Below are 20,364 nucleotides of genomic sequence, written 5' to 3'. Positions count from 1 at the left end.
GGTTATATATATAATATATATAAATAATTGGAAAGCAATCACAAGGTAAATAAGAGAAGGGTAATTATTTCCCAATACAAAATTTAGAAAATAAATCATCCAGTAAATCTTCAGTAGTTATTTCTCCTGTAATCTCACCTAGATAGTACAGCGTTTGCTTTAGGTCAATCATTAGCAACTCATTACTTAAACCGTTAATTATGCCCTCGACTACAGCTAATAAAGCATTTTGGCTTTTAACAAGGCTTTCATAATGGCGGGTATTAACAACAATAGTATCTGAATTATCCAGTTGATCTAATTGAAACAGCTCCAATATGCGTGCTTCTAATTGACCTAAGTGTTGTTTTTTAGCGGTAGATATGAACACAAAATCTTCTTGTGATAGTGCTTTTAATAAGTCTGGTTGAGCAGCATCTAGCTTATTGCCTACCTTAATATAAGGAATCCCTAACTCTGATATTCCTTCTATGGCGTTTTGTATAGTTGCTAAAGATTCATCTGATAAATCAAATACATAGATAATTAATCCTGCTTGTTGCATCCGTTCTTTGGTCCTAGCAATTCCTATAGACTCTATGGTATCTGTGGTATGCTCTCTAAGACCTGCTGTATCAATAAATCTGCAGTGTATTCCTCCTATGTTGATTTCTGCTTCAATAAAGTCGCGGGTAGTGCCGGGAATAGGGGATACAATAGCTCTCTCTTCTTGTAGCAAAGCATTGAGCAAGGTAGATTTTCCTACATTAGGTTTTCCTACAATAGCAATAGGTAGTCCGTTCTTAATGACATTTCCTAAGCTAAAGCTTTGTATTAATTTGCCTATAATGGTAAGTAATTCTTGTATTAGGCTTTCTAGCATAGCTCTATCGGCAAAAGCTACATCTTCTTCAGCAAAATCTAATTCTAGTTCTAGCAATGCGCCCACATGAATAAGCTTTTCACGCAATGCTTGAAGTTGTGTGGAAAAGCCACCTCGCATTTGTTGCAAGGCTGTTTTATGTGCAATAGCTGTATCTGCAGCAATAAGGTCTGCTACAGCTTCTGCTTGTATAAGATCAAATCGGCCGTTTAAAAATGCCCGTTGTGTAAATTCTCCAGGCTTGGCTAATCTTATTCCTAGCTCCATAAAGAGCTGCATGATCTTTTGGATGATATAAGATGATCCATGACACGATATTTCTACGCTATCTTCTTGTGTAAAAGAGCGTGGTGCTTTGAATAGGGCTATTAATACTTCATCAATCATCTCTCCTTGGTAATTGATAGTGCCAAAATGGATAGTGTGAGAAGGTTGTTGGTTTAGGTCTTTCCCTTTAAAAACTTGATTAACAATACTAATTACATTCTGGCCTGAAAGCCTAATGACCGCAATAGCACTTTTGCCAGCGGGGGTAGCTAAGGCAATAATAGGCTCTTGTTGATGTAACATATAAGGGTTGGGAGATTTAATAATTTACTATTCTAAAATTTTTTCAAATATAAATTAATCTTATATAAAAAATTAATAAGTGCTTGTACAAGTTCAGCCAAATTAAGTTGTAAATGTTATTCTTACTGAATTTTTAAGCTTCCTATATATATGATGTTCTCTTGCATTATACCTTTGAATTATCAACTAGTGGCTGTTATCTTTGCTAAATATCTAGTTAATTTTACTTTATAATTCACAACTTATATATGAAAAAAGGCCGTGTATTAGTAGCCATGAGTGGAGGTATAGATAGTTCTATTACAGCACTGTTATTGCATGAACAGGGCTATGAGATAGTAGGATTGACTATGAAGACATGGGATTATGTAAGCAGTGGTGGAAGAAAAAAAGAGACTGGTTGCTGCAGCCTAGACTCTATTAATGATGCACGCAATGTGGCTGTATCATTGGGATTTCCTCATATTATTTTAGATATTCGAGAAGAGTTTGGAGATTATGTGATTAGTAACTTTACAAGCGAGTATTTAGCTGGAAGAACACCGAATCCCTGTGTTCTGTGTAATACTCATATTAAATGGGATGCGTTACTTAGGCGTGCTGACAAGCTAAATTGTGAATATATTGCAACAGGTCATTATGCGAACATACGCCATGAAAATGGACGCTATATAGTTTCGAGAGGGAAAGATTTGAACAAAGATCAATCTTATGCTTTATGGGGAGTTTCACAAGAAAGCTTAAGTAGAACTTTGCTTCCTTTAGGCGTATTTACAAAGCCTGAAATACGTGAAATAGCTAGCCAGCGAGGCTTTAAAGAATTAGTTACTAAATCCGAGTCCTATGAGATTTGCTTTATTCCAGACAACGACTATCGTGGTTTCCTGAAACGGCGAGTAGATAATTTAGAGGAGCAAGTAAAAGGAGGAGAATTTGTGTTGGAAGATGGAACCGTGGTAGGTCACCATGAAGGGTATCCGTTTTATACAGTAGGCCAACGGAAAGGTTTAGGCATAACATTAGGCTATCCTGTATATGTTACTGAAATACAAGCAGACAAGAATAGGGTTGTATTAGGTACTTTTGATGAGTTAGCTAGAGATGGGATGTATGTACATAAATTAAATATGGGTAAATATCCTGATTTACAGGGGCGTAGGTTAGACAGCGTTACTAAAGTACGGTATAATGATCCAGGTTCCCCTGCTGTGCTCGAACAAGATGGCGATATAATGAAGGTATTTTTTGGAAAAGGAGTGCATGCAATTGCCCCAGGACAAGCTGCTGTATTTTATGAAGGGGATGATGTAATAGGAGGGGGCTGGATTAAGGCTTCTTTTAAGCAGCCTGCTTTTAAAAAGTATAATTTTTCTCAGTAGTATTATCAATAATTTTAGCTAAAATTATTTTGAAATATTTTAAAGCAATATTTTGGTTTACGCTTAGCCTTATAGTGAGCTGTGGTAATGATGCTATTACCAAATATTTGGGCTATACTTTCAATCCTTGGCAAATAACCTTCTTTAGATTTGCTTTTGGAATTCTTACCTTGTTGCCTGTTATGCTATATCAGGGCAAAAGTGCTTTTATAACATATAGATGGAAATTGCACTTCTTAAGAGGATTATTTGTTTTTGTGGCCATAAGTCTATGGAGCCAGGGGATTAAAGTATCTCCAATTACTACCTCTACTATCATGAGTTTTACTGTACCCATTTTTGTGCTTGTATTAGCTCCTATATTTCTTAAAGAACGTGTCACTTGGCCTATGTGGTTAGCTACGCTAGGGGGCTTTGTAGGTATCTTATTTGTATTACAGCCAGATGTCCATACTTTCAATCAAGGATCACTATTCTTTATTATTGCTGCAATACTTTTTGGCATGTTAGACATACTGAATAAAAAATATGTTACGCAAGAACCTATGTTATGTATGTTGTTTTATTCAACTGTAGTAGCCTTAATTTTGGTAACTTTCCCTGCTATGCAAGTATGGCGTACTCCCACCAACTATGAGCTTATGTGGTTGCTTGTATTAGGTATAGGAAGTAATCTTATTTTATACTGTATCCTTCGTGCTTTTTCTTTGACAGATGCATCCTCTTTATCTCCTTTTAGGTATATAGAACTACTTATTTCTATGGTAGTAGGATATGTATTTTTCCATGAGTTACCTAGCAGCTATAGCTACTTAGGAGCTGCTATTATCATTCCCTCTACACTTTTTATTGGATATTATCAGACACGTAATCAACCTAAAGCTTGATTGGCAAAATTAGCTTTTACTGAATGAAGTTAACTGCAATTCATAAATCTGCTTAGTAGTATCTGTTATTTTAAATCGGTCGTCTATGCGATAACCAATAACCCATACAATTTGCCCTTTAGATTCTAATACGCAAACTTTCTGTTTAAGTACTAGTGGTACTTTCTGGTCTATTAAAAAGTCACTTAACTTTTTTCTTTTTAACATGCCCAGTGGATAGAAAAAATCACCAGTCTGCCAGGACCTAATAGTTAGTGGAAATTGTAGTTTATCTAAATCTAATGCTGCTATCTCATTGGTATGGGTAATCTGATAAATTTCTTTAGGTATAACTTGTAGTTGTAGGTTTTTTCCTAAAAAGTTTATATTTTTTATTTTTTCGTTAGCAATATGTTTGCTAGTTACTGTAGTCTGTTTACGGTCAGTTAGCATCCATGTTGTACGATCTACATAAAGCTGATAATTATCAACATAAACACTTTTTCCAATTTGTACGGATGGATGAAGAAGATTTTTTATCTGTAAAAAATTAAATCCGAAAGGTTTAAGTAATTCCCATAATGCAACAGCAGCCCAAGGTTTTTCTTTAATTTTTTGAATCAAAATATAATGTATATCCTCTTGTTGGAAAAATATTTCTTTCCTTATGTTTTCTAACTGTTCGTTAAAAAGCTTTTCTACCTGGCTTAGCCTGTCTATAGTAAGATTAGTGGTGCTTTCTAAATTAGGATTGATTAATTTTAAAGAAGGAATTACTTGGTGCCTAATTAAATTTCTAGCATAATCGTCTTGTTTATTAGAGCTATCTTCTCGCCAACTAAGCCCTTTAGCTTGTGCATATTGTAGCAGATTTTCTTTACTGGCAAAGAGCAATGGTCTAATTAAATTGTTCTGTTTGGGTAATATACCATGGAGGCCAGCAATACTAGTTCCTTTTGTTAGATTGAAAAGTACCGTTTCTAGGCAATCATTAGCATGATGTGCTGTAGCTAATTTATCTATTTGATGGATATTACAAAGCTCTTTAAACCAAGCGTAGCGTAATTCTCTTGCAGCCATCTGTGTAGAGAGCTTATTTGTTTTTGCATAGGCTTTCGTATTAAAGCGTTTTGTAAAAAACTCTACTTGGTATTGTTGTGCTAGTGTATGAACAAATGCTTCATCTTCTTCTGACTCTTGCCCTCGTAACCCAAAGTTGCAATGGGCTATAGCAAAATGTAATCTAGCTTCATGAAAAAGCGAGCACATAACCACTGAATCTACACCACCGCTTACTGCTAAAAGTACTGGTTCTTCTGCTTGAAGAAGTTGGTGGTCGTTAATAAATGATATAAAGCCTTCTGTTAAATTTATATGCTTATATTTGTAAGTCACTTGACTAGAATTATAACTTTTAGACCGTTAAAATGAAAGACATCTTTTTCAATAAAGATGATATGCACTATATATAGACAGATACTATGATGCCTACCGTATGCATACAAAAAAATAAAGTTTTTACAACCTGTCTTATATCCATTGTAACAATAATTTGCTTCTATGCAGTTTCTTTGGCTAAGAACAAGGATAAAGTAAAGATAAACTATAGTGCAGATAAACTAGAAGGTGGCGAAAAGGAAAATGGAGAAGAACCTTATAAAAAACTTTCTGGACACGTAATTTTTATTCATGAAGATTTTACCATTTATGCTGATTCTGCTCAATATTATGACCAAAAAGGAATTGTAAAAGCAGCTGGTAATCTTCAGATGATTGATAAGGAAGGTGGAGTTATGGTTGCAGAAAGGGTTGTATATGATGTTAATACAAAGATAGCTCAGCTACGCAATTCAGTATCTTATGAGCAAGATACCCTTAAATTTTATACTGATGAGCTGGATTATGTGGTAAAGGATAAAAAAGGATATTTTAGAAATGGAGGTACTTTAATTCAGGATAATGATCAAATAAGCAGCCAGACCGGATATTATGATGAAAAAAATAAATTAGCTGTCTTTTCCCATCAAGTGGAGCTTAGTAATAAAGAATATCATGTGGCATGTGATATGCTACGCTACCATACTAATACTAAGTTAGCTGAGTTTAAGGGTAATACACACATAGTCACTAAAGAAGGAGAAACTATTACTACTAAGGAAGGTGGCCAATATAATACAGATACAAAAGACGCATTGTTTAAAAAGGCAAGAGTGGAATCTGAAAAGTACAGCTTGTATAGTAATCTAATAAAAGCTAATCAAGAGAAAAATCAGTATACAGCAACAGGACAAGTGGAGTTAGTTTCCAAAGAACATTATGTAACTATTACAGGAGAGCATGGTTATTATGATTATGATAAAGGAGTAGGAGAAGTTCTTGGTAATCCTTTGTTACAGCGTATCATAGAGGAAGATACTTTATATATGATAGCAGATACTTTTAAAGCTATACAAGACAAAGTTCATGACAAGGATGATGAAAAAGACCATGTGATTTTAGGTTATAACAATGTAAAAATATATAAATCAAATCTACAAGCCAAAGCAGATTCTATGTCCTACCATAGCATAGATTCTACTGTTTATTTTTATAATAAACCTATTTTTTGGAATTATGATAGCCAAATTACTGCCGAATCTATTCGTATAGCACTTAACAATGAGGCTATTGAGAAAATGTATATGGATACAGATGCTTTTATAGCTTCTGTAGATAAATTTGACAACTATAATCAAGTAAAGGGCAGAGAAATGGTAGCGCAATTTCAAGATAATAAAATCAGCTATATAGATATCTTAGGTAATGGAGAGAGCCTCTATTTTGCACTTAATGATAGTTCAGAGTTAGTAGGTATGAATTACATTCGATGTAGCCATATACGTATTGATATGGATAATGAAAACTTATCAAAAATTAGCTTTCTTGTAAAACCTACAGGTATTTTTTATCCTGCTCACAAAATTATGGAAGATGAGAAGCAGCTGTTTGGTTTTAAGTGGAGAGTAAATGAAAAACCTATATTAGAAGAGTTTTTATTAAGAAAACAAGTTGCTGCACAAAAAGCTGGTAATAAAAGCGCACAAAAAAACCATATAAATTCAAAGAAAGAACTTAATTAAAGATGGTTGGACGGTTTTGTACTTTGAAAACGTATATTTATGAGTTAATTTGCATCCATGTCATATATTAAATTTATAAAAATAGGATTAATAGGACTAGCGCTTGCTTCTTGCGCTACACACACCCATTCTGGTAATTACCTTAGCAAGTATCAACAAGCTGTGGCACGCTATGAAGCTAAAGACTATTACGAAGCGTTGCAGTTGTTCAAAGAAGTTATCCCTATGCTCAAGGGAAGGAAAGAAATTATACCAGCGCAATTTTACCAGGCATATGCTTACTTTTATCAGAAATCTTATAAAATGAGCGCTTATTGCTTTGAGTCTTTTTACAAGACTTATCCTAGGTTAGCGCAAGCAGAGGAAGCTTTGTATATGCAAGGCTATTCACTTTATTTATCTATACCTGATATTCGCTTGGATCAAGCAGTAACAGAAAAAGCACTTAAAACGCTACAAACATATCTTAACAAGTATCCTTCCGGCACTTATCAACAAGAGGCTCACCAGTATAATGATGAGTTACAGAATAAGCTTATGCTTAAATCCTTTAAAGCTGCTAAGCTTTATTACGAATTAGGACATTATAAGGCGGCTGTTATAGCATTAGGAAATTTTCGAGAAAAATATCCTGAGTCCATTTACCAAGAAGAGGCCCTGTGTTTACAAATACAGGCTCAGTATAAATGGGCATTGGGAAGTGAGGTTAAAGAACAACCTGATAGGTTGTATGCTGTCGTAAATTATTATTACATATTTTTAGATAAATTCCCAAATAGTAAATATCTCAAGACATTAGAAAGTGTATATAACGCTGCCCTTGAAAAAATTAATAATTTTGTAAACGATAAGAATAATTAATTGCTATGAAATATAAAATTAACACCCTAGTTACCAGAGACTTTTCAGCATTAACCGCCCCAACAAGTAACGTATATGAAGCAGTAGCTATCATTTCTAAACGTGCTCGTCAAGTTGCATTACATATGAAAGAAGATCTTGATAGTAAACTGGTAGATTTTGTATCAGACGATACAGAAGAGTTACAAGATGAAGAAAAGGCTGCTAAGCAGGAGCAGGCAGAGATAACAAGACTTTATGAAAAACTTCCTAAACCAACTACCATTGCTACAGAAGAATTTTTAGAAGGTAAGTTGATGTATCGTCATGCTGAAGAAGAAAATACGGCAGTCTAATAGTTTAACTATATATAGTTAAAAATACAACTTGGAATTTAGATACCTTTTTAATAAAAAAGGGCCTTGTTTTAAGAGATTGCTATAAATAAATATAGTTAGCCATATTGACAAATAATTTTGATTAGTTATGTGATTCTTCTTGTAAATAAGGTCGATGGTTAATTATTTATCTAAGGTATTTCTAGAGAGTATGTAAAAAGATACGAATTTAAATAGTAGGCTAGAATAAAATCCGTCAATATTTATTACTTACTAAATAGGAATGTGTGTAGCTTGAAGATTTATAGGGATTGGAAAATTTTAAACAGGTCTCTTGAGCAAGTTGCTAGATATATCATAACTGTATAATAATAAGCCATAACATATGTATCCAGTTTTATTAGTAAGCTTAAAGCAGAATGTTAATGTGTTTATAAGCTTATTTCACTTTGTATCGCTGCATGAAGTTATATAACATTATAAACTGAGCGCCATATGAAAAAAATTGAACTTCACATCCAGATACTAATAGGTCTAGCGTTAGGGTTATGCTTTGCTCTATTATCTATTCAGCTGGGTTGGCCTGTTTCTTTTACCATTAATTATATCAAGCCTTTTGGTACAGTATTCTTAAATAGCTTGAAAATGATAGCTATACCATTAGTTTTTGTTTCTTTGGTAATAGGTATAACCAGTATAGAGGATACTACTAAGCTTTCTAGAATTGGAGGAAAGACTTTTATTATCTATACCATTACAACAATACTAGCTGTCATCCTTGGACTTGCTGTTGCTAACATAATAAAGCCAGGAGAGGTGATTTCAGAACAGACCAGAGATTCTCTTTTAAAACTTTATGGTGGGCAGGCTGAGCAGCATTCAGTATCTTTTGAGCAAACAAAAGCTACCGGCCCCTTACAATTCTTAGTAGATCTAGTACCTGAAAATTTATTTCAAGCCTTAGGAAATAATATGAGTTTACTACAGGTAGTACTAGTGGCTACGATGTTGGGTATAGCACTTCTTAAGATACCAGTTAGAAAAAGTAAGCCTGTTATCTTATTCTTTTCAGGAATTAATGAAGCTATTATAGAGCTTGTAGGGTTTATTATGAAGCTAGCTCCTTTTGGAGTTTTTGCTTTGGTTTCTTCTCTTTTGATAGAAATAGCTGGAGGTAGTAATACATATGAGGTATTTGAAATCTTGTACGCACTACTATGGTATGTCGGTACTGTAGTGCTAGGGTTAGCTATAATGACGCTAGTAATATATCCTATTATAATGAGGTTTTTTACAAAGAAAAGTTATCTTACTTTTCTTAAGCAAATACGTCCTGCACAGCTTATAGCTTTTACTACTAGTTCTAGTTCTGCAGCCCTTCCTGTTACTATGGAGCGTGTTGAAAAACATTTAGGCGTTTCTGAAGAAATAAGCAACTTTGTTTTGCCGCTAGGCGCTACTGTAAATATGGATGGAACGGCTGTTTACCAAGGGATAGCAGTGGTTTTTATTGCGCAAGCACTAGGTATAAAATTGTCGCTAGAAACTCAATTTATGATTGTAGCAAATGTTGCTATTTCTTCTATAGGCGTGGCTGGCGTACCCGGTGCAGCTATGGTTACTACAACTATGATATTGCATGCTATAGGTATTCCTGGCGTAGGGCTAGCACTCATTTTAGCACCTGATCGTATTCTGGATATGTGTAGGACAGTTACGAATATCACAGGCGATGCTGTAGTAGCTGTAGTGGTTGCTAGTACAGAAGGAGAGTTAACATCTGATAATGATATTAATAAGTCTGTTACAGCAAAAAGTACAGCTGATTAAAAATGTATATTAATTAAGTATATACTCTTATTTTTTACATATTTCTACATTAGTTGACTACGCAGTTTAGTCCATATTATTGTACCCGTTCAGGGACCAACCCAAAATAAGACAAGGTAATGGTTAGATAAGCGAAAGGAAAGTTATAGATTGGCATAGAGAAGCTATCTTATTTACTTTATGCATACTGACTTACAAACAAGAGTTGATTTACTTGGAAAAGAGAATAGATTTTCCAGGGAATTGGTTATAGTGGACTTCAACAAGAAATACAAAGGCCTAAAGAGCAGCTTAACTTAAACTCAACCAACTCTTCCCTACCACCATCCAGAGACCTTTATGCTAACAAAAGAAGAAATAGGGCAAAAAGTAACCGTAGAGCTGGTGGTTAGCCCGGCCATCGAGGGAGCACATACCAACCTATGCCAGCAGATGAGATCGTAGAACTCAAGGTAAACACTTGCTTGTGCCAAGCATAAGTAAAGGTAGGTAATCATTTTACCAGGGAGCAACGTATAGGAATACCACTTATCAATCCTTATGTAATAGAATACAGACGCTATCATGAAAAATGTGTGCATGTGGTAAAAAAATAGTTGCTCCCTTACCTCAAGCAGCAGGCAAGGATTTACTAGGCCCTCATACCAAAGCGATGATCTATGCCTTAAATGGCTTTTCTCAGAACTCTAAAACAGAAGTACAAGTAATAACTCAGGGATATCTTTAACCTCTTAGAGGCTGTCTAAAAAGCCAAAATGGAGTCATAAAAGCCGCTTAAGCATGATTCTAATCATAACAATTTTAATATGTGTTTCAGAAGACTTGGGATTATGCTCGTAATCTTTAGAGAGCCTCCTAGAAAAACTCAGCCAAGCAAATGTACGCTCGACTATCCATCGCTTTTTTAGAATATGAAACCCATTTGAGAGCCGTTGTACAACTTCTAAAGTATAACCTAGCACCCCATAAGCCCACATTATACATCCTTTCTGGTATCCTCCATCTACCCATATGTGTTTAATAGAAGGGAATGTATTAAAAAGGCGAATAAGCAAAAGATGACATCCTCTTGAGTCTGATAAGTGAGCTGAATGTACTACCACACAAAGTATAAGCCCCAGCGTATCAACAATAATATGCTGCTTACGGCCTTTTACTTTTTTTGCTGCATCATAGCCTCTCGACCCCCTTTTTGTGCTGTTTTAACCGAGCGGCTATCCATAATGGCAGCGCTAGGTATGGCTTGTTTGCCCAACTTTTCTCGTACTTGATCTCGAAGTGTATCATGGACTAAGTCCCATTTACCATTTCTTCGCCAGCGATAATACAAGTCATAAACACTTTTTCAGGGTGGAAAATGGGCAGGTAGCATGCGCCATTGACAGCCTGTTTTTTCTAAATAGAAAATAGCATCTAATACTTCTCTTATAGTGTATTTACGGGGTCGGCAAGGACCTATGTAAGTAACTAATGGTTCTAACACTTCCCATTCCTTATCTGTTAAATCGCTAGTGTATGGCATAGCTGTTAGTTTAAAGTTCACTAACTAATTTTATAAAGTTTTGTCTGCTTTTCCTATCTAAATTACCCTTTTTAGACAGCCTCTAAGAGCAATAAGCCTCTATTAAAACTAATTAAATACTCGTAAATTTATCAGTTGAATACCCCGCTGCTTGCGGCGGGGTTATTTATTTTGTTTCTTCCAAAACATATGCCTTTTTACCCTATTAAAATTTTCCAGGACCCTTTTGTAAAATATTGAGAATTTCTTTTGCTACAGCTATTGCATCAGTGTCTATTTTGTCAGGAACATGAATCTCCTCTAATTGCTTGTTTTTATTTGTAGCTAGATTGATATTTTTATCATTTACAAAATAATTTTTATGGCTGCTCATTTTTTTCAATACTTCTAGCCATTTTTTATTGCCATTTAATATTATCTGCTTTTGCCAATCATGCCCAGTAGGTATTACAGAACAATTATCTATAATTATATCTAATAATGTAAAACTTTTGATTCCTGAGCAAGCATCTCCTACCTTTATCGTATTAATATCTAAGGTATTGTTAAAAAGAGATAGGATTATTAAGTTAGAGGAAAAGTATGAACTGTCCTCGATGTAATAATGCTCAAAGCTGTAAAGATGGAATTGTTAGAGGTAGACAGCGCTACCAGTGTAAAAGTTGCCGTTTCCCTTACACAGTTAGTCACAAATCGGATGTTAAACCTCTATCTACTAAGCGAAAAGCGTTGCAATTATACTTAGAAGGATTAGGATTTCGAGCTATAGGCCGTATACTCAACATAAGCTATGGGATAGTCTATCAATGGGTAAAAGCATGTGGAGATCAAGTAAGTTTACCAGAAAGCCAAGATCAAGTAGAGATAGTCGAGATGGATGAAATACACACGTATGTGGGTTCAAAAAAGTCTACTGCTGGATATGGATAGGTGTTGATAGGATAAGCAAGCGTTTTATACCATATGTGTGTGGAGATCGCTCGACACAAACGGGAGTGAAGTTATGGGAGCGCGTCAAGGATATAGGCAAGCTGTATTGTAGTGATTATTGGAGAAGCTACCAGCAGTTTATTCCAAAAGATAAACATAGACAAAGCAAATCAGAAACATATACAGTGGAAGGATATAATAGCTTAATTAGGCACTATTTAGCTAGATTTAAGCGCAAAGGTAAATGTTATAGCAAGCAGGTACATATGATTGAAAAATCACTTAATTTACTCGTGGCCAAACTAAACAATCAGCTTTCTATCTTAATTTAACAATACCATATCTAAATCTTTCCGCTGTAATAGATTTTCCATAACCCTAGTTAAAGGATTATGCTTGTAAGCTATGTCCATAGCAAGCGTAAGTCCTTTTTGATTAGTAATATTGATATTTACTTTAGAGTCTTTAATTAATTCTTGGAAGAGTTCTTCTTCTACTTTGTCCAAGCCTCCGTACAACATATGTAAAAAGGGCATCTCGCCCATATATGGATGAGTTACTTCTATATTAGGATCTGCTCCTAACCTTAAAAGAGATGCATATAATTTCTTATCCTCTCTTTTAACAGCTTCTTGAAGTAAAGCAGTAACCTTGGTATTGTTTTTTAGCGTTGCGCCTTGTTTTATAAAAAAATTAATTCTTTCAACATACGTTTCTGAGAAGAAAGTAGGTGCTTCTATCAATTTTTCTAGCCATTCACTGGCTTTATCAGGCAGCAATTGAGCACCTTGTTTGGTAAGAAAACCTACTATATCAGTATACTTTTTTAAATCGAAAGTAGAGCTTTTCACTAATTCCTCTAGTAATTTGCTTGCTTTGTTAGGGGTAAGCTGAGCACCTTGCTTCATCCAAGCATCTATCATACGCTTTAGGTTTATAGCATTAAAAGGTTTTTTACTAAAAGCTAATATGAGTTGCTCTAACGGAGTATTACCTTGTTCATCCATTTCATTAGCTTCTAACAATTTCTTCTCTACTAACCAATCAACAATATTTTCTAATAATTCTGGTGTATTTGTGTCATATAGAGCCTCCGCAAATGGTATAGTATCAATAAATTTAATATATAACTCTTTACCACTTTTTTCCTCATTGATACGAGATAAGCTTCCGTCTGCATTCTGTTTAAATCTTTTAGGCGGTAAATATTCCAGTAATGCATAAACATTCTTTAGTTGAGGGGTTGCTGTGTTGTTTTTTACTGACTCTTCTAGCTCAGCTATAGCTTTCTGTATAGAATCAACGGATATATTATTGTTAGATGAATTGGGCGGTTGTGGGTTAGTTTGATTATTTGATGCCTTAGAGTCTGTTCATAATCTTTGTAGGCATATTCTTAGAAAAGCAAGCACCACCATTTGTAAGCTTGTAGTTAATCTTCTCTCACAGTTTTTCCATAGGCGTCGGCATTTTTCCAGCCAGCCAAAACTTCGCTCCACTATCCATCGCTTAGGTATTACCTTAAATCGATGCAATTCGCTCCTTTTAGCTACTTCTACTTCCGCTCCCTGAAGGACTTCTTTTACTTGGTTGGCAAACACTTCTCCACTATAGCCTCCATCTACGAGCACCTTCTTTACCTTAGCTAATTGCTCTTTGTGATCTTTAAGCATAGTTACTGCTCCATCTCTATTTGTTTCACTAGCCCGTGTAACATATATCCCATGCGGTAAGCCTTGGCTGTCTACGGCTATGTGGCGCTTGATCCCGTTTATCTTTTTAGCTCCATCATAGCCTTTCTCTTTGGCTGTATCTGTATTCTTTATGCTTTGCGCATCTACTATAATCAGGCTCGTTTGGGCTGCTTTACCTGCTTGCTTCCTCAGACGAGCAACCATATTTTTTTAATGCTTCTTCTAGAAAGCTTATGCCATTTTCTTGCTTTTCACTCCATATCTGAAAATAAGCATGTACCGTACGCCATTTAGGAAAATCTTTAGGCAACATTCTCCATTGGCAGCCTGTCTTGAGCAGATACAGTAATCCAGAGAATACCTCATATAAATCTACCTGGCGAGGTTTAGTCTTTTTTCGGGCTGCTTCCAAAATAGGGCGTATAACTTCAAATTGTTCTCTATTAATATTAGTAGAATACTCTTGAGTCATAGATAAGTCCCTTTTTTATCAAGTTATTGACTAGTTTCCTCTCTAATCTAATAAATATTAACTTAATGAACAAAGATCTTGAACAGGCTCTAAGGGAAATAATAAATATGCTACGCAAATGATTTTTTTCCATAAATTTATACTTAGAAAATATATTAAGAGGTAGGTTTTTAATACAAAAAAAATTTTAAACAATACAAATATAAATAGAGCAAAGGATATATTAATAAATATTAATCTAGAACCTTTATATAATTATTAACCAGCCATTCGGGGTTGTACAATCAATTTAACACAAGCTTAAAGTGTTTCTTTGATATATATCAAATAAGCATGCTTTACTCACCATTTTATTGTCACCTAATAAGTATCTTTTATATTTGTATATTCAATCTAACATCTTTTTAGCAAATTGATAAGCAAAATTTAAAGCTTTGTTTACATTCTCTTGGTTATATGTTCCTTCCTTTTTAGAAAGAAATTTTTCTATCTTTTTACTTATATCCATTACATTACCCCTATTATTAGCATTTTCGGTAATATTATTTAAAAAAAACAATTGTATTTTTTTGTTAATAAACTTAGTAGGATTACTGCAAATTGTCTGCTGTAGCTATACCCTGATAACCACCTATTCAGGTATTACTTTCCATCACTCCTTGCCCTGGGTTCATCTTAGCCAAGATTCCGTATTGTATATAGGTATTTATGTAGACTTCTTGGCAGCACTCATGTTGTTTATGATAACACTGATCAGCTGGGTTGTACATATATACTCCCTAGCTTATATACAAGATAATATTAAACAACAGCCCTACTTTATATTATTAAATCTATCTGTTAGTGCTGCATGCTGGGTCGTTGTATCAGATAATTTATGGGAGATGTTAATAGGGTGGGAGCTTATCGGTTTAGCTTCCAGCTTACTAATTGCTTTTTGGTATCAACAACCCACTGCTGCTAAGGCTAGTTTACAAGCTTGGATTACTAGCAAGTTAGGCTCTATATGCTTGTTAATAGGCATTGTAGTCGTGGTAAAAGAGCTAGGTAATTGTAATTTAATGATGCTTGTAAATCGTCCTATAAATGCTACGGCCAACTTTTCTAACAGCTTATTTATAGCAGGGATATGCTTTTTAATAGCTGCCTTTACCAAATCGGCACAATTTCCATTCTTCAACTGGCTTCCTAATGCAATGAAAGCTCCCACACCAGCATCTGCACTTTTGCATGCGGCCACTGTACTTAGCATTGGTATTTATCTATTAATACGTATTGAAACTATTTTGTTGCCTGAGTGTCAAAATATTATGATTACAATAGGGTATACAACTGCTTGCATGGGAGCCTGTGCTGCCTTATTGCAACAACATATTAAACGTATGTTAGCTTATTCTACTTTATCCCAGCTAGGATATGTTATTGCAGCTATTGGCTTGAAAACATTGGGGGCAGGTATCACATATTTACTACTTCATGGCTTAGCTAAAGCTTGTTTATTCTTATGTGCCGGTATTGTTATAAAATTTCTTCAACATCAGGGAACAAAAGAAGAAAATGCAGCATATATGGACCAACTAGGTGGCATAAGGCATTATTTACCATGGGTAGCTGTCAGTTATTTAGTAGCTACAATAACATTAGTCGGGCTACCTGGATTGACAGGCTTTCATGCTAAAGAAGCTATTTTAGAACAAACCTTACTATGGAGTATAGAAAATGTTTCTATAGACAATTACTATATAGCCTATATAGTTCCTGTTATGGCATTTACCAGTACTTTTTTGACCGCCTTATATTTAGGAAAATCTTTTCTTCTCATATTTTTCGGTACTCCTACGTGGAGAAACGATATAAAAGTACCAATAGTAAAAAACAATTATTTAAAGTCCATGCAAGGTAGTGTATTAGCATTATCAATATTCGTAGTTGGCTTCTCTATTTTGCCCATCCAACAATTCATCATAGATGGTTTGGCAAAAGCTAACATAGCCTATGTGCTAGATTCACTGTCGATGAATAAACTTTCATATATACACTTCCTAACTATGTCCCTTGCAATAGGAGTTTTATTCTCGTCTATACTACTCTTAGCATTTCTATTCATAAAACCAAAAAGAATTATCAGAATCTCTAAATCTAATAAAATAACACAACTATTTTCAGAAGGTTGGTACATGGACGCTTTAGTAAGTTTGTTTGCCAAACAGATATTGTCCTTTAGTAAACATACAGTTAAGGTAGAGAAATATATGATAGATGGGTTTATAAAACGACTGGCAAACAGTTGTATAACTACTGCGTATAGTGTAGCTTGGTTAGAAAATAAGCTCATAGCTGGCTTTATAAGATACTTAACAATTGGATATGTCATCATTGCACATATTGTAGCTTGGATAGACAATAAACTTATAGATGGTATTGGACGTGCAATAGCTACTATATTTGGGAGCTTTAGTAAGCTATATTTACACATACAGAAAGGTAATACCCAACATCATATAGCATGGAGCTTTATAAGCATATTATTGCTTTTAATTGCCTGGATAATCTATAACAGCTTGTTCATATAGCCATGTTTAGAATAAAATATGCTTAAACCCTATTATACAGAAGACTTGCTAGAAGCTGGTTGCGATGAAGTAGGAAGAGGCTGCCTAGCAGGCCCTGTGGTAGCTGCTGCAGTTATTTTACCTAAAAATTATTACCACCCTCTGTTAAATGACTCCAAAAAGCTTAGCACAGCAAAAAGAATTTTGCTAGACAGCATCATTAAGGAAGTAGCTATTGCTTGGGCTATAGGAGAAGCAACCCACGAAGAGATTGACCAAATAAATATCTTCAATGCCTCTTGTTTAGCTATGCATCGAGCTATTAGCCAGCTAGGACAACTACCACAACTCTTGCTGATTGATGGAAAATATTTTAATCCTTATCCCAATATACCTCATCAATGTATCATAGATGGTGATGCTCAATTTAATGCTATCGCTGCTGCTTCTATTCTGGCAAAAACTTACAGAGATGCCTATATGCATCAATTATCAATACAGTATCCTGATTATGGTTGGGAAAAGAATGTAGGTTACCCTACAGTAACACACCGGAAAGCCATTCAAGAGCTGGGCCTTACCCCTTATCATCGTAAATCTTATAAACTGCTTGCAATACAATAAAATTAGGATCGTATAAAGAGTTCTTATATTTTACGAGAGTTAAATAATCTTATATAGATAATTTCAGTTAATACTCCTATCTTTTTGTTTATTTATCAATAGACCTACTGCGAAAGAGGTTGATAAAGAGAGTAGAAAAGGTTAAAATGTAATCCTTGTTATATACTAAAAGGAATAAGTATGCATTTAACCTACACCAGAATAAGCAAGTACCCATACAATTTTAGAAGAATAACTGGATTGAGGCTAGAAACATTTGATAAATTAGTTCAAAAAGTAAGGCCTGTCTTTGAAAAGTTAGAAGCGAGCAAGCTGCGCCATGGACGTCGGAGCCATTTACCTACCTTAGAGGATAAACTGCTCTGTGTTTTGGTATATTACCGCACCTATATTAGCCATGTATTTCTAGGCTACTTATTTAACTTACACAACGCTAACATATGCCGCTTGCTAAGAAAAATGGAGCCCTTACTAGCTAAGAAAATTAGCATTAAAAAAGATAGGACTTTAACCCCAGACAAGGTATTGCGCATATTAGCAGATGTAAGTGAACAGCCTACGCAAAGACCTAGTAAAAAGCAAAAGAAATCTTATTCAGGCAAGAAAAAGAGACATACCATAAAAACAGAGATAGTCATCAGAGAAGATGGGAGAATACTGTCTGTCTCCAAATCACATAAAGGAAGAGTGCATGACTTTAAAATCCGTAAAGGAGAAAAACCCTTACCTAAAGAAAGCTTAAAGCTGGCAGATAGTGGTTATCAAGGCTGGCAAAAGCTACAGAGCAATGTAATGATACCCTACAAAAAGAGCCGTAAGCGGCCATTAACCAAAGAGCAAAAAGACCATAACAGAAAGCTAGCCTCCATACGCATGAAGGTAGAGCATAAGATAAGAGAGATCAAGGTATTTAAAATTATGGCAGAGGTATACAGGAATTTTCAGAAAAAATATAACCTTCGCTTTAACATTATATCCGGGCTTATAAACTTCAAGTACGCTTTTTAACAAATAATGTCGCTAGAGCCAAGCTCCCTTCTTTATTTTATTTAAAATTCTACTCTATTTTACCTCTTTCGCAGTAGGTCTAATGTAGGGTGTAAGGCTGATCGTTTATTAAACAGTTAGCTATATGGCTCTCTAACAGACGGATATTTTCGTGCAATTACAATATGAGGATACTACCAATCCATATCCCAGTTGATTAGCTTAGGATACCTACCAGCCGCTTTTTCTAATTGTATAAAATGATTAAGCCCATACTTATATCCAATAAGTACAGGTACCATCAGAAATAATAAACCCCAATATCCTAGATAATTTACTAAATAAATTAAGCCAAACGATGTGATAGTATAAACTACTGCATAAGCTAGAGCAAATAGAAAACTAGCAGTAGAAAAACGTTTAAAAACAGGGAAATTTTTAAAAAAAATGGGTACACCTGGCAAGTCATTAGGCCAGAATAATATAATGTAACTTTGTATAAGAAAAAGTTGCCAAGGAGCTGTGACGTAATTTAATAACCAAGGCAAAAAGGGGATAAATATACTTATTCCAATCCAAGCAAAGGTAAGTATTTTAAGAGGATGAATCTTAGTGCTTAAATAAGTCCTAAGTGTAGACCAAGCAATTATTCCTACTATACCTAGCAAGAAATTATGCAGTAAAATTTGATGAGCATCATAGCTAAAAACCAATTTAAAAGTAGTTGTAGCATAAAAAAAGATAAAATAAATAAATACTGCTCCAGAACATTTAATTAGAAAATAAGCTAAAGCAGTCTTTACAGCAATTGGTTCATTATAAAAAGGTCTTGCTTTGATTTGCGTAATATCTTCTTTTGCTCTTGTAGCTACACTTTGCAACCTTTTTCGAGCATCTGCAAACTCAGGAGATTCACGCAAAGTAGTACGGGCAAAACTACCTATAAGGGCTACGGCCGAGCCTATCCAAAAAGCAATTCGCCAATTAAACCCATATGAAGTTGCTAATACCCCTACTGCAATAGACATTGTTGCTCCTAAATCACCAAATACATTAATTAACCCCACTACTGGAAACCTAACTGGTGAAGGAGTAGCTTCTGTTAGAAAAAGCTGAGCACCTACAATTTCACCCATAGACGACATACCTTGTAAAATACGGCACCCCGTTACAATCCAAGCAGCTGCAATACCTATTTGTGAATAAGTAGGTGCATTGGCCATAATCAAGCAGGTAATGGCCATCATAAAAGTAGTAATCACTACGGTAATTTTACGTCCATAAGTATCACCTATGTAACCAAATAACATAGCGCCTATAGGCCTAAAAATAAAGGAACTGCAAAAAGCAAAAGCAGTTAATAAAGATTTAGCATGTGTGTCAGCAGGCGGGAAAAATAAGTCATTGAGCAAAACAGCCATGTGGGCATATAAAAACAAATCAAAGTATTCTAAAAAAGTACCTAATGATAATAGCTTGATAGCTTGTTTTAATTCTTTATCTAAACGAGTAAAAATCCACATATATTAAAAGCTGTTTTTGAAAAAAATGAAAAATAAACAACTATTCCACTAAACTTCATAACTTCTTTATCCTCGTTGCCATAAGCACCATAACATACCTAGTAAGCCAACAAAGTAAATTTTAATAAAGTTTGCAATAGTTAACCAAAATAAGTGTAAGGTTACTTTTAAAATAATTTAAAAATATAGTTCTGTTTATATAAGCTTATTGCAGAAAGAGTAGAAATACGAGTGTAATTCTAGTAAAAAAGGAAGA

The 20,364-nt window shown here is 34.7% G+C and carries 17 protein-coding genes and 1 pseudogene; 11 read left to right on the top strand and 7 right to left on the bottom strand.

Annotated features, from left to right (window positions below; translation table 11 throughout):
* Nucleotides 1-64: 64 nt before the first annotated feature.
* On the bottom strand, nt 65-1,432 hold the full coding sequence (mnmE, locus tag AASI_RS06160) for a tRNA uridine-5-carboxymethylaminomethyl(34) synthesis GTPase MnmE (RefSeq protein ID WP_012473283.1): 1,368 nt from the start codon (nt 1,430-1,432) through the stop codon (nt 65-67).
* Between the two features lie 248 nt (nt 1,433-1,680).
* Between mnmE and mnmA the strand changes: the two genes are divergently transcribed.
* Nucleotides 1,681-2,811 carry a tRNA 2-thiouridine(34) synthase MnmA gene (gene mnmA, locus AASI_RS06155; RefSeq protein ID WP_012473282.1) on the top strand — a complete coding sequence of 377 codons (1,131 nt, stop codon included), beginning with the start codon at nt 1,681-1,683 and terminating at the stop codon, nt 2,809-2,811.
* 29 nt (nt 2,812-2,840) lie between these two features.
* A complete protein-coding gene (locus AASI_RS06150) occupies nt 2,841-3,698 on the top strand; it encodes a DMT family transporter (RefSeq protein ID WP_012473281.1) in 858 nt (285 codons plus the stop codon).
* Nucleotides 3,699-3,707: 9 nt separating this feature from the next.
* Here AASI_RS06150 and tilS read toward each other — a convergent pair whose 3' ends face one another.
* Nucleotides 3,708-5,072 carry a tRNA lysidine(34) synthetase TilS gene (gene tilS, locus AASI_RS06145; protein ID WP_012473280.1) on the bottom strand — a complete coding sequence of 455 codons (1,365 nt, stop codon included), beginning with the start codon at nt 5,070-5,072 and terminating at the stop codon, nt 3,708-3,710.
* A gap of 176 nt (nt 5,073-5,248) precedes the next feature.
* Here tilS and AASI_RS06140 point away from each other — a divergent pair, with 176 nt between their 5' ends.
* The 5 genes from AASI_RS06140 (at nt 5,249) to AASI_RS08865 (ending at nt 10,531) form a co-directional block, all read left to right on the top strand.
* The gene (locus AASI_RS06140) at nt 5,249-6,796 is read left to right on the top strand and encodes an OstA-like protein (protein ID WP_187146259.1); all 1,548 of its coding nucleotides are present in this window, start codon (nt 5,249-5,251) and stop codon (nt 6,794-6,796) included.
* Between the two features lie 57 nt (nt 6,797-6,853).
* Complete coding sequence (locus tag AASI_RS06135; RefSeq protein ID WP_012473278.1) at nt 6,854-7,657, top strand: outer membrane protein assembly factor BamD; 804 nt, start codon at nt 6,854-6,856, stop codon at nt 7,655-7,657.
* 5 nt (nt 7,658-7,662) lie between these two features.
* A complete protein-coding gene (locus AASI_RS06130; protein WP_012473277.1) occupies nt 7,663-7,992 on the top strand; it encodes a DNA-directed RNA polymerase subunit omega in 330 nt (109 codons plus the stop codon).
* Nucleotides 7,993-8,469: 477 nt separating this feature from the next.
* Nucleotides 8,470-9,804: a dicarboxylate/amino acid:cation symporter gene (locus AASI_RS06125; protein ID WP_012473276.1), complete on the top strand. Its 1,335-nt coding sequence runs from the start codon at nt 8,470-8,472 to the stop codon at nt 9,802-9,804.
* Between the two features lie 571 nt (nt 9,805-10,375).
* Complete coding sequence (locus AASI_RS08865) at nt 10,376-10,531, top strand: hypothetical protein (RefSeq protein WP_187146258.1); 156 nt, start codon at nt 10,376-10,378, stop codon at nt 10,529-10,531.
* Nucleotides 10,532-10,565: 34 nt separating this feature from the next.
* On the opposite strand, the pseudogene AASI_RS08285 reads toward AASI_RS08865, so the two are convergent.
* Nucleotides 10,566-11,326: pseudogene (locus AASI_RS08285) on the bottom strand (IS5-like element ISCaa9 family transposase).
* 205 nt (nt 11,327-11,531) lie between these two features.
* Nucleotides 11,532-11,699: a hypothetical protein gene (locus AASI_RS08860; RefSeq protein WP_012473275.1), complete on the bottom strand. Its 168-nt coding sequence runs from the start codon at nt 11,697-11,699 to the stop codon at nt 11,532-11,534.
* Between the two features lie 209 nt (nt 11,700-11,908).
* On the opposite strand from AASI_RS08860, the gene AASI_RS08280 reads away from it, so the two are divergent.
* A protein-coding gene (locus AASI_RS08280) for an IS1 family transposase (RefSeq protein WP_148204977.1) occupies nt 11,909-12,588 on the top strand; the annotation gives its coding sequence in 2 pieces (ribosomal slippage) (nt 11,909-12,227 and nt 12,227-12,588; 681 coding nt in all).
* Here the strand turns inward: AASI_RS08280 and AASI_RS06100 are convergent.
* Nucleotides 12,580-13,281, bottom strand: coding sequence for a hypothetical protein (locus AASI_RS06100; protein WP_012473274.1), 702 nt, complete (start codon nt 13,279-13,281; stop codon nt 12,580-12,582). The genes AASI_RS08280 and AASI_RS06100 overlap by 9 nt on opposite strands.
* A 348-nt stretch (nt 13,282-13,629) precedes the next feature.
* A protein-coding gene (locus AASI_RS06095) for an IS5-like element ISCaa8 family transposase (protein ID WP_148204952.1) occupies nt 13,630-14,422 on the bottom strand; the annotation gives its coding sequence in 2 pieces (ribosomal slippage) (nt 13,630-14,160 and nt 14,162-14,422; 792 coding nt in all).
* A 569-nt stretch (nt 14,423-14,991) separates the two neighbouring features.
* On the opposite strand from AASI_RS06095, the gene AASI_RS06085 reads away from it, so the two are divergent.
* The 3 genes from AASI_RS06085 (at nt 14,992) to AASI_RS06075 (ending at nt 18,606) form a co-directional block, all read left to right on the top strand.
* The gene (locus tag AASI_RS06085; protein WP_187146257.1) at nt 14,992-16,995 is read left to right on the top strand and encodes an NADH-quinone oxidoreductase subunit 5 family protein; all 2,004 of its coding nucleotides are present in this window, start codon (nt 14,992-14,994) and stop codon (nt 16,993-16,995) included.
* 18 nt (nt 16,996-17,013) lie between these two features.
* On the top strand, nt 17,014-17,598 hold the full coding sequence (locus AASI_RS06080) for a ribonuclease HII (protein WP_012473271.1): 585 nt from the start codon (nt 17,014-17,016) through the stop codon (nt 17,596-17,598).
* A 180-nt stretch (nt 17,599-17,778) separates the two neighbouring features.
* Nucleotides 17,779-18,606 (top strand): IS5-like element ISCaa6 family transposase, encoded by an 828-nt coding sequence (locus AASI_RS06075; protein WP_012472753.1) that lies wholly within the window; start codon nt 17,779-17,781, stop codon nt 18,604-18,606.
* Nucleotides 18,607-18,779: 173 nt separating this feature from the next.
* On the opposite strand, the gene AASI_RS06070 is transcribed toward AASI_RS06075, so the two are convergent.
* A complete protein-coding gene (locus tag AASI_RS06070) occupies nt 18,780-20,108 on the bottom strand; it encodes an MFS transporter (RefSeq protein WP_012473269.1) in 1,329 nt (442 codons plus the stop codon).
* Between the last annotated feature and the right edge of the window lie 256 nt (nt 20,109-20,364).

It is taken from the genome of Candidatus Amoebophilus asiaticus 5a2, from assembly GCF_000020565.1.
Lineage (GTDB): Bacteria > Bacteroidota > Bacteroidia > Cytophagales > Amoebophilaceae > Amoebophilus > Amoebophilus asiaticus.
The sequence above is the reverse complement of the archived record's forward strand: the minus strand, read 5'-3'. Positions and strand labels throughout refer to the sequence as shown.

Excerpts from the sequence above, each read along its gene's own strand:
- mnmA (WP_012473282.1), top strand. The coding sequence starts at position 1,681 with ATGAAAAAAGGCCGTGTATTAGTAGCCATGAGTGGAGGTATAGATAGT.
- AASI_RS06135 (WP_012473278.1), top strand. The coding sequence starts at position 6,854 with ATGTCATATATTAAATTTATAAAAATAGGATTAATAGGACTAGCGCTT.
- AASI_RS06130 (WP_012473277.1), top strand. The coding sequence starts at position 7,663 with ATGAAATATAAAATTAACACCCTAGTTACCAGAGACTTTTCAGCATTA.
- AASI_RS06080 (WP_012473271.1), top strand. The coding sequence starts at position 17,014 with ATGCTTAAACCCTATTATACAGAAGACTTGCTAGAAGCTGGTTGCGAT.
- AASI_RS08865 (WP_187146258.1), top strand. The coding sequence starts at position 10,376 with ATGTGTGCATGTGGTAAAAAAATAGTTGCTCCCTTACCTCAAGCAGCA.
- AASI_RS06125 (WP_012473276.1), top strand. The coding sequence starts at position 8,470 with ATGAAAAAAATTGAACTTCACATCCAGATACTAATAGGTCTAGCGTTA.
- AASI_RS08860 (WP_012473275.1), bottom strand. The coding sequence starts at position 11,699 with ATGAGCAGCCATAAAAATTATTTTGTAAATGATAAAAATATCAATCTA.
- AASI_RS06070 (WP_012473269.1), bottom strand. The coding sequence starts at position 20,108 with ATGTGGATTTTTACTCGTTTAGATAAAGAATTAAAACAAGCTATCAAG.
- mnmE (WP_012473283.1), bottom strand. The coding sequence starts at position 1,432 with ATGTTACATCAACAAGAGCCTATTATTGCCTTAGCTACCCCCGCTGGC.
- AASI_RS06075 (WP_012472753.1), top strand. The coding sequence starts at position 17,779 with ATGCATTTAACCTACACCAGAATAAGCAAGTACCCATACAATTTTAGA.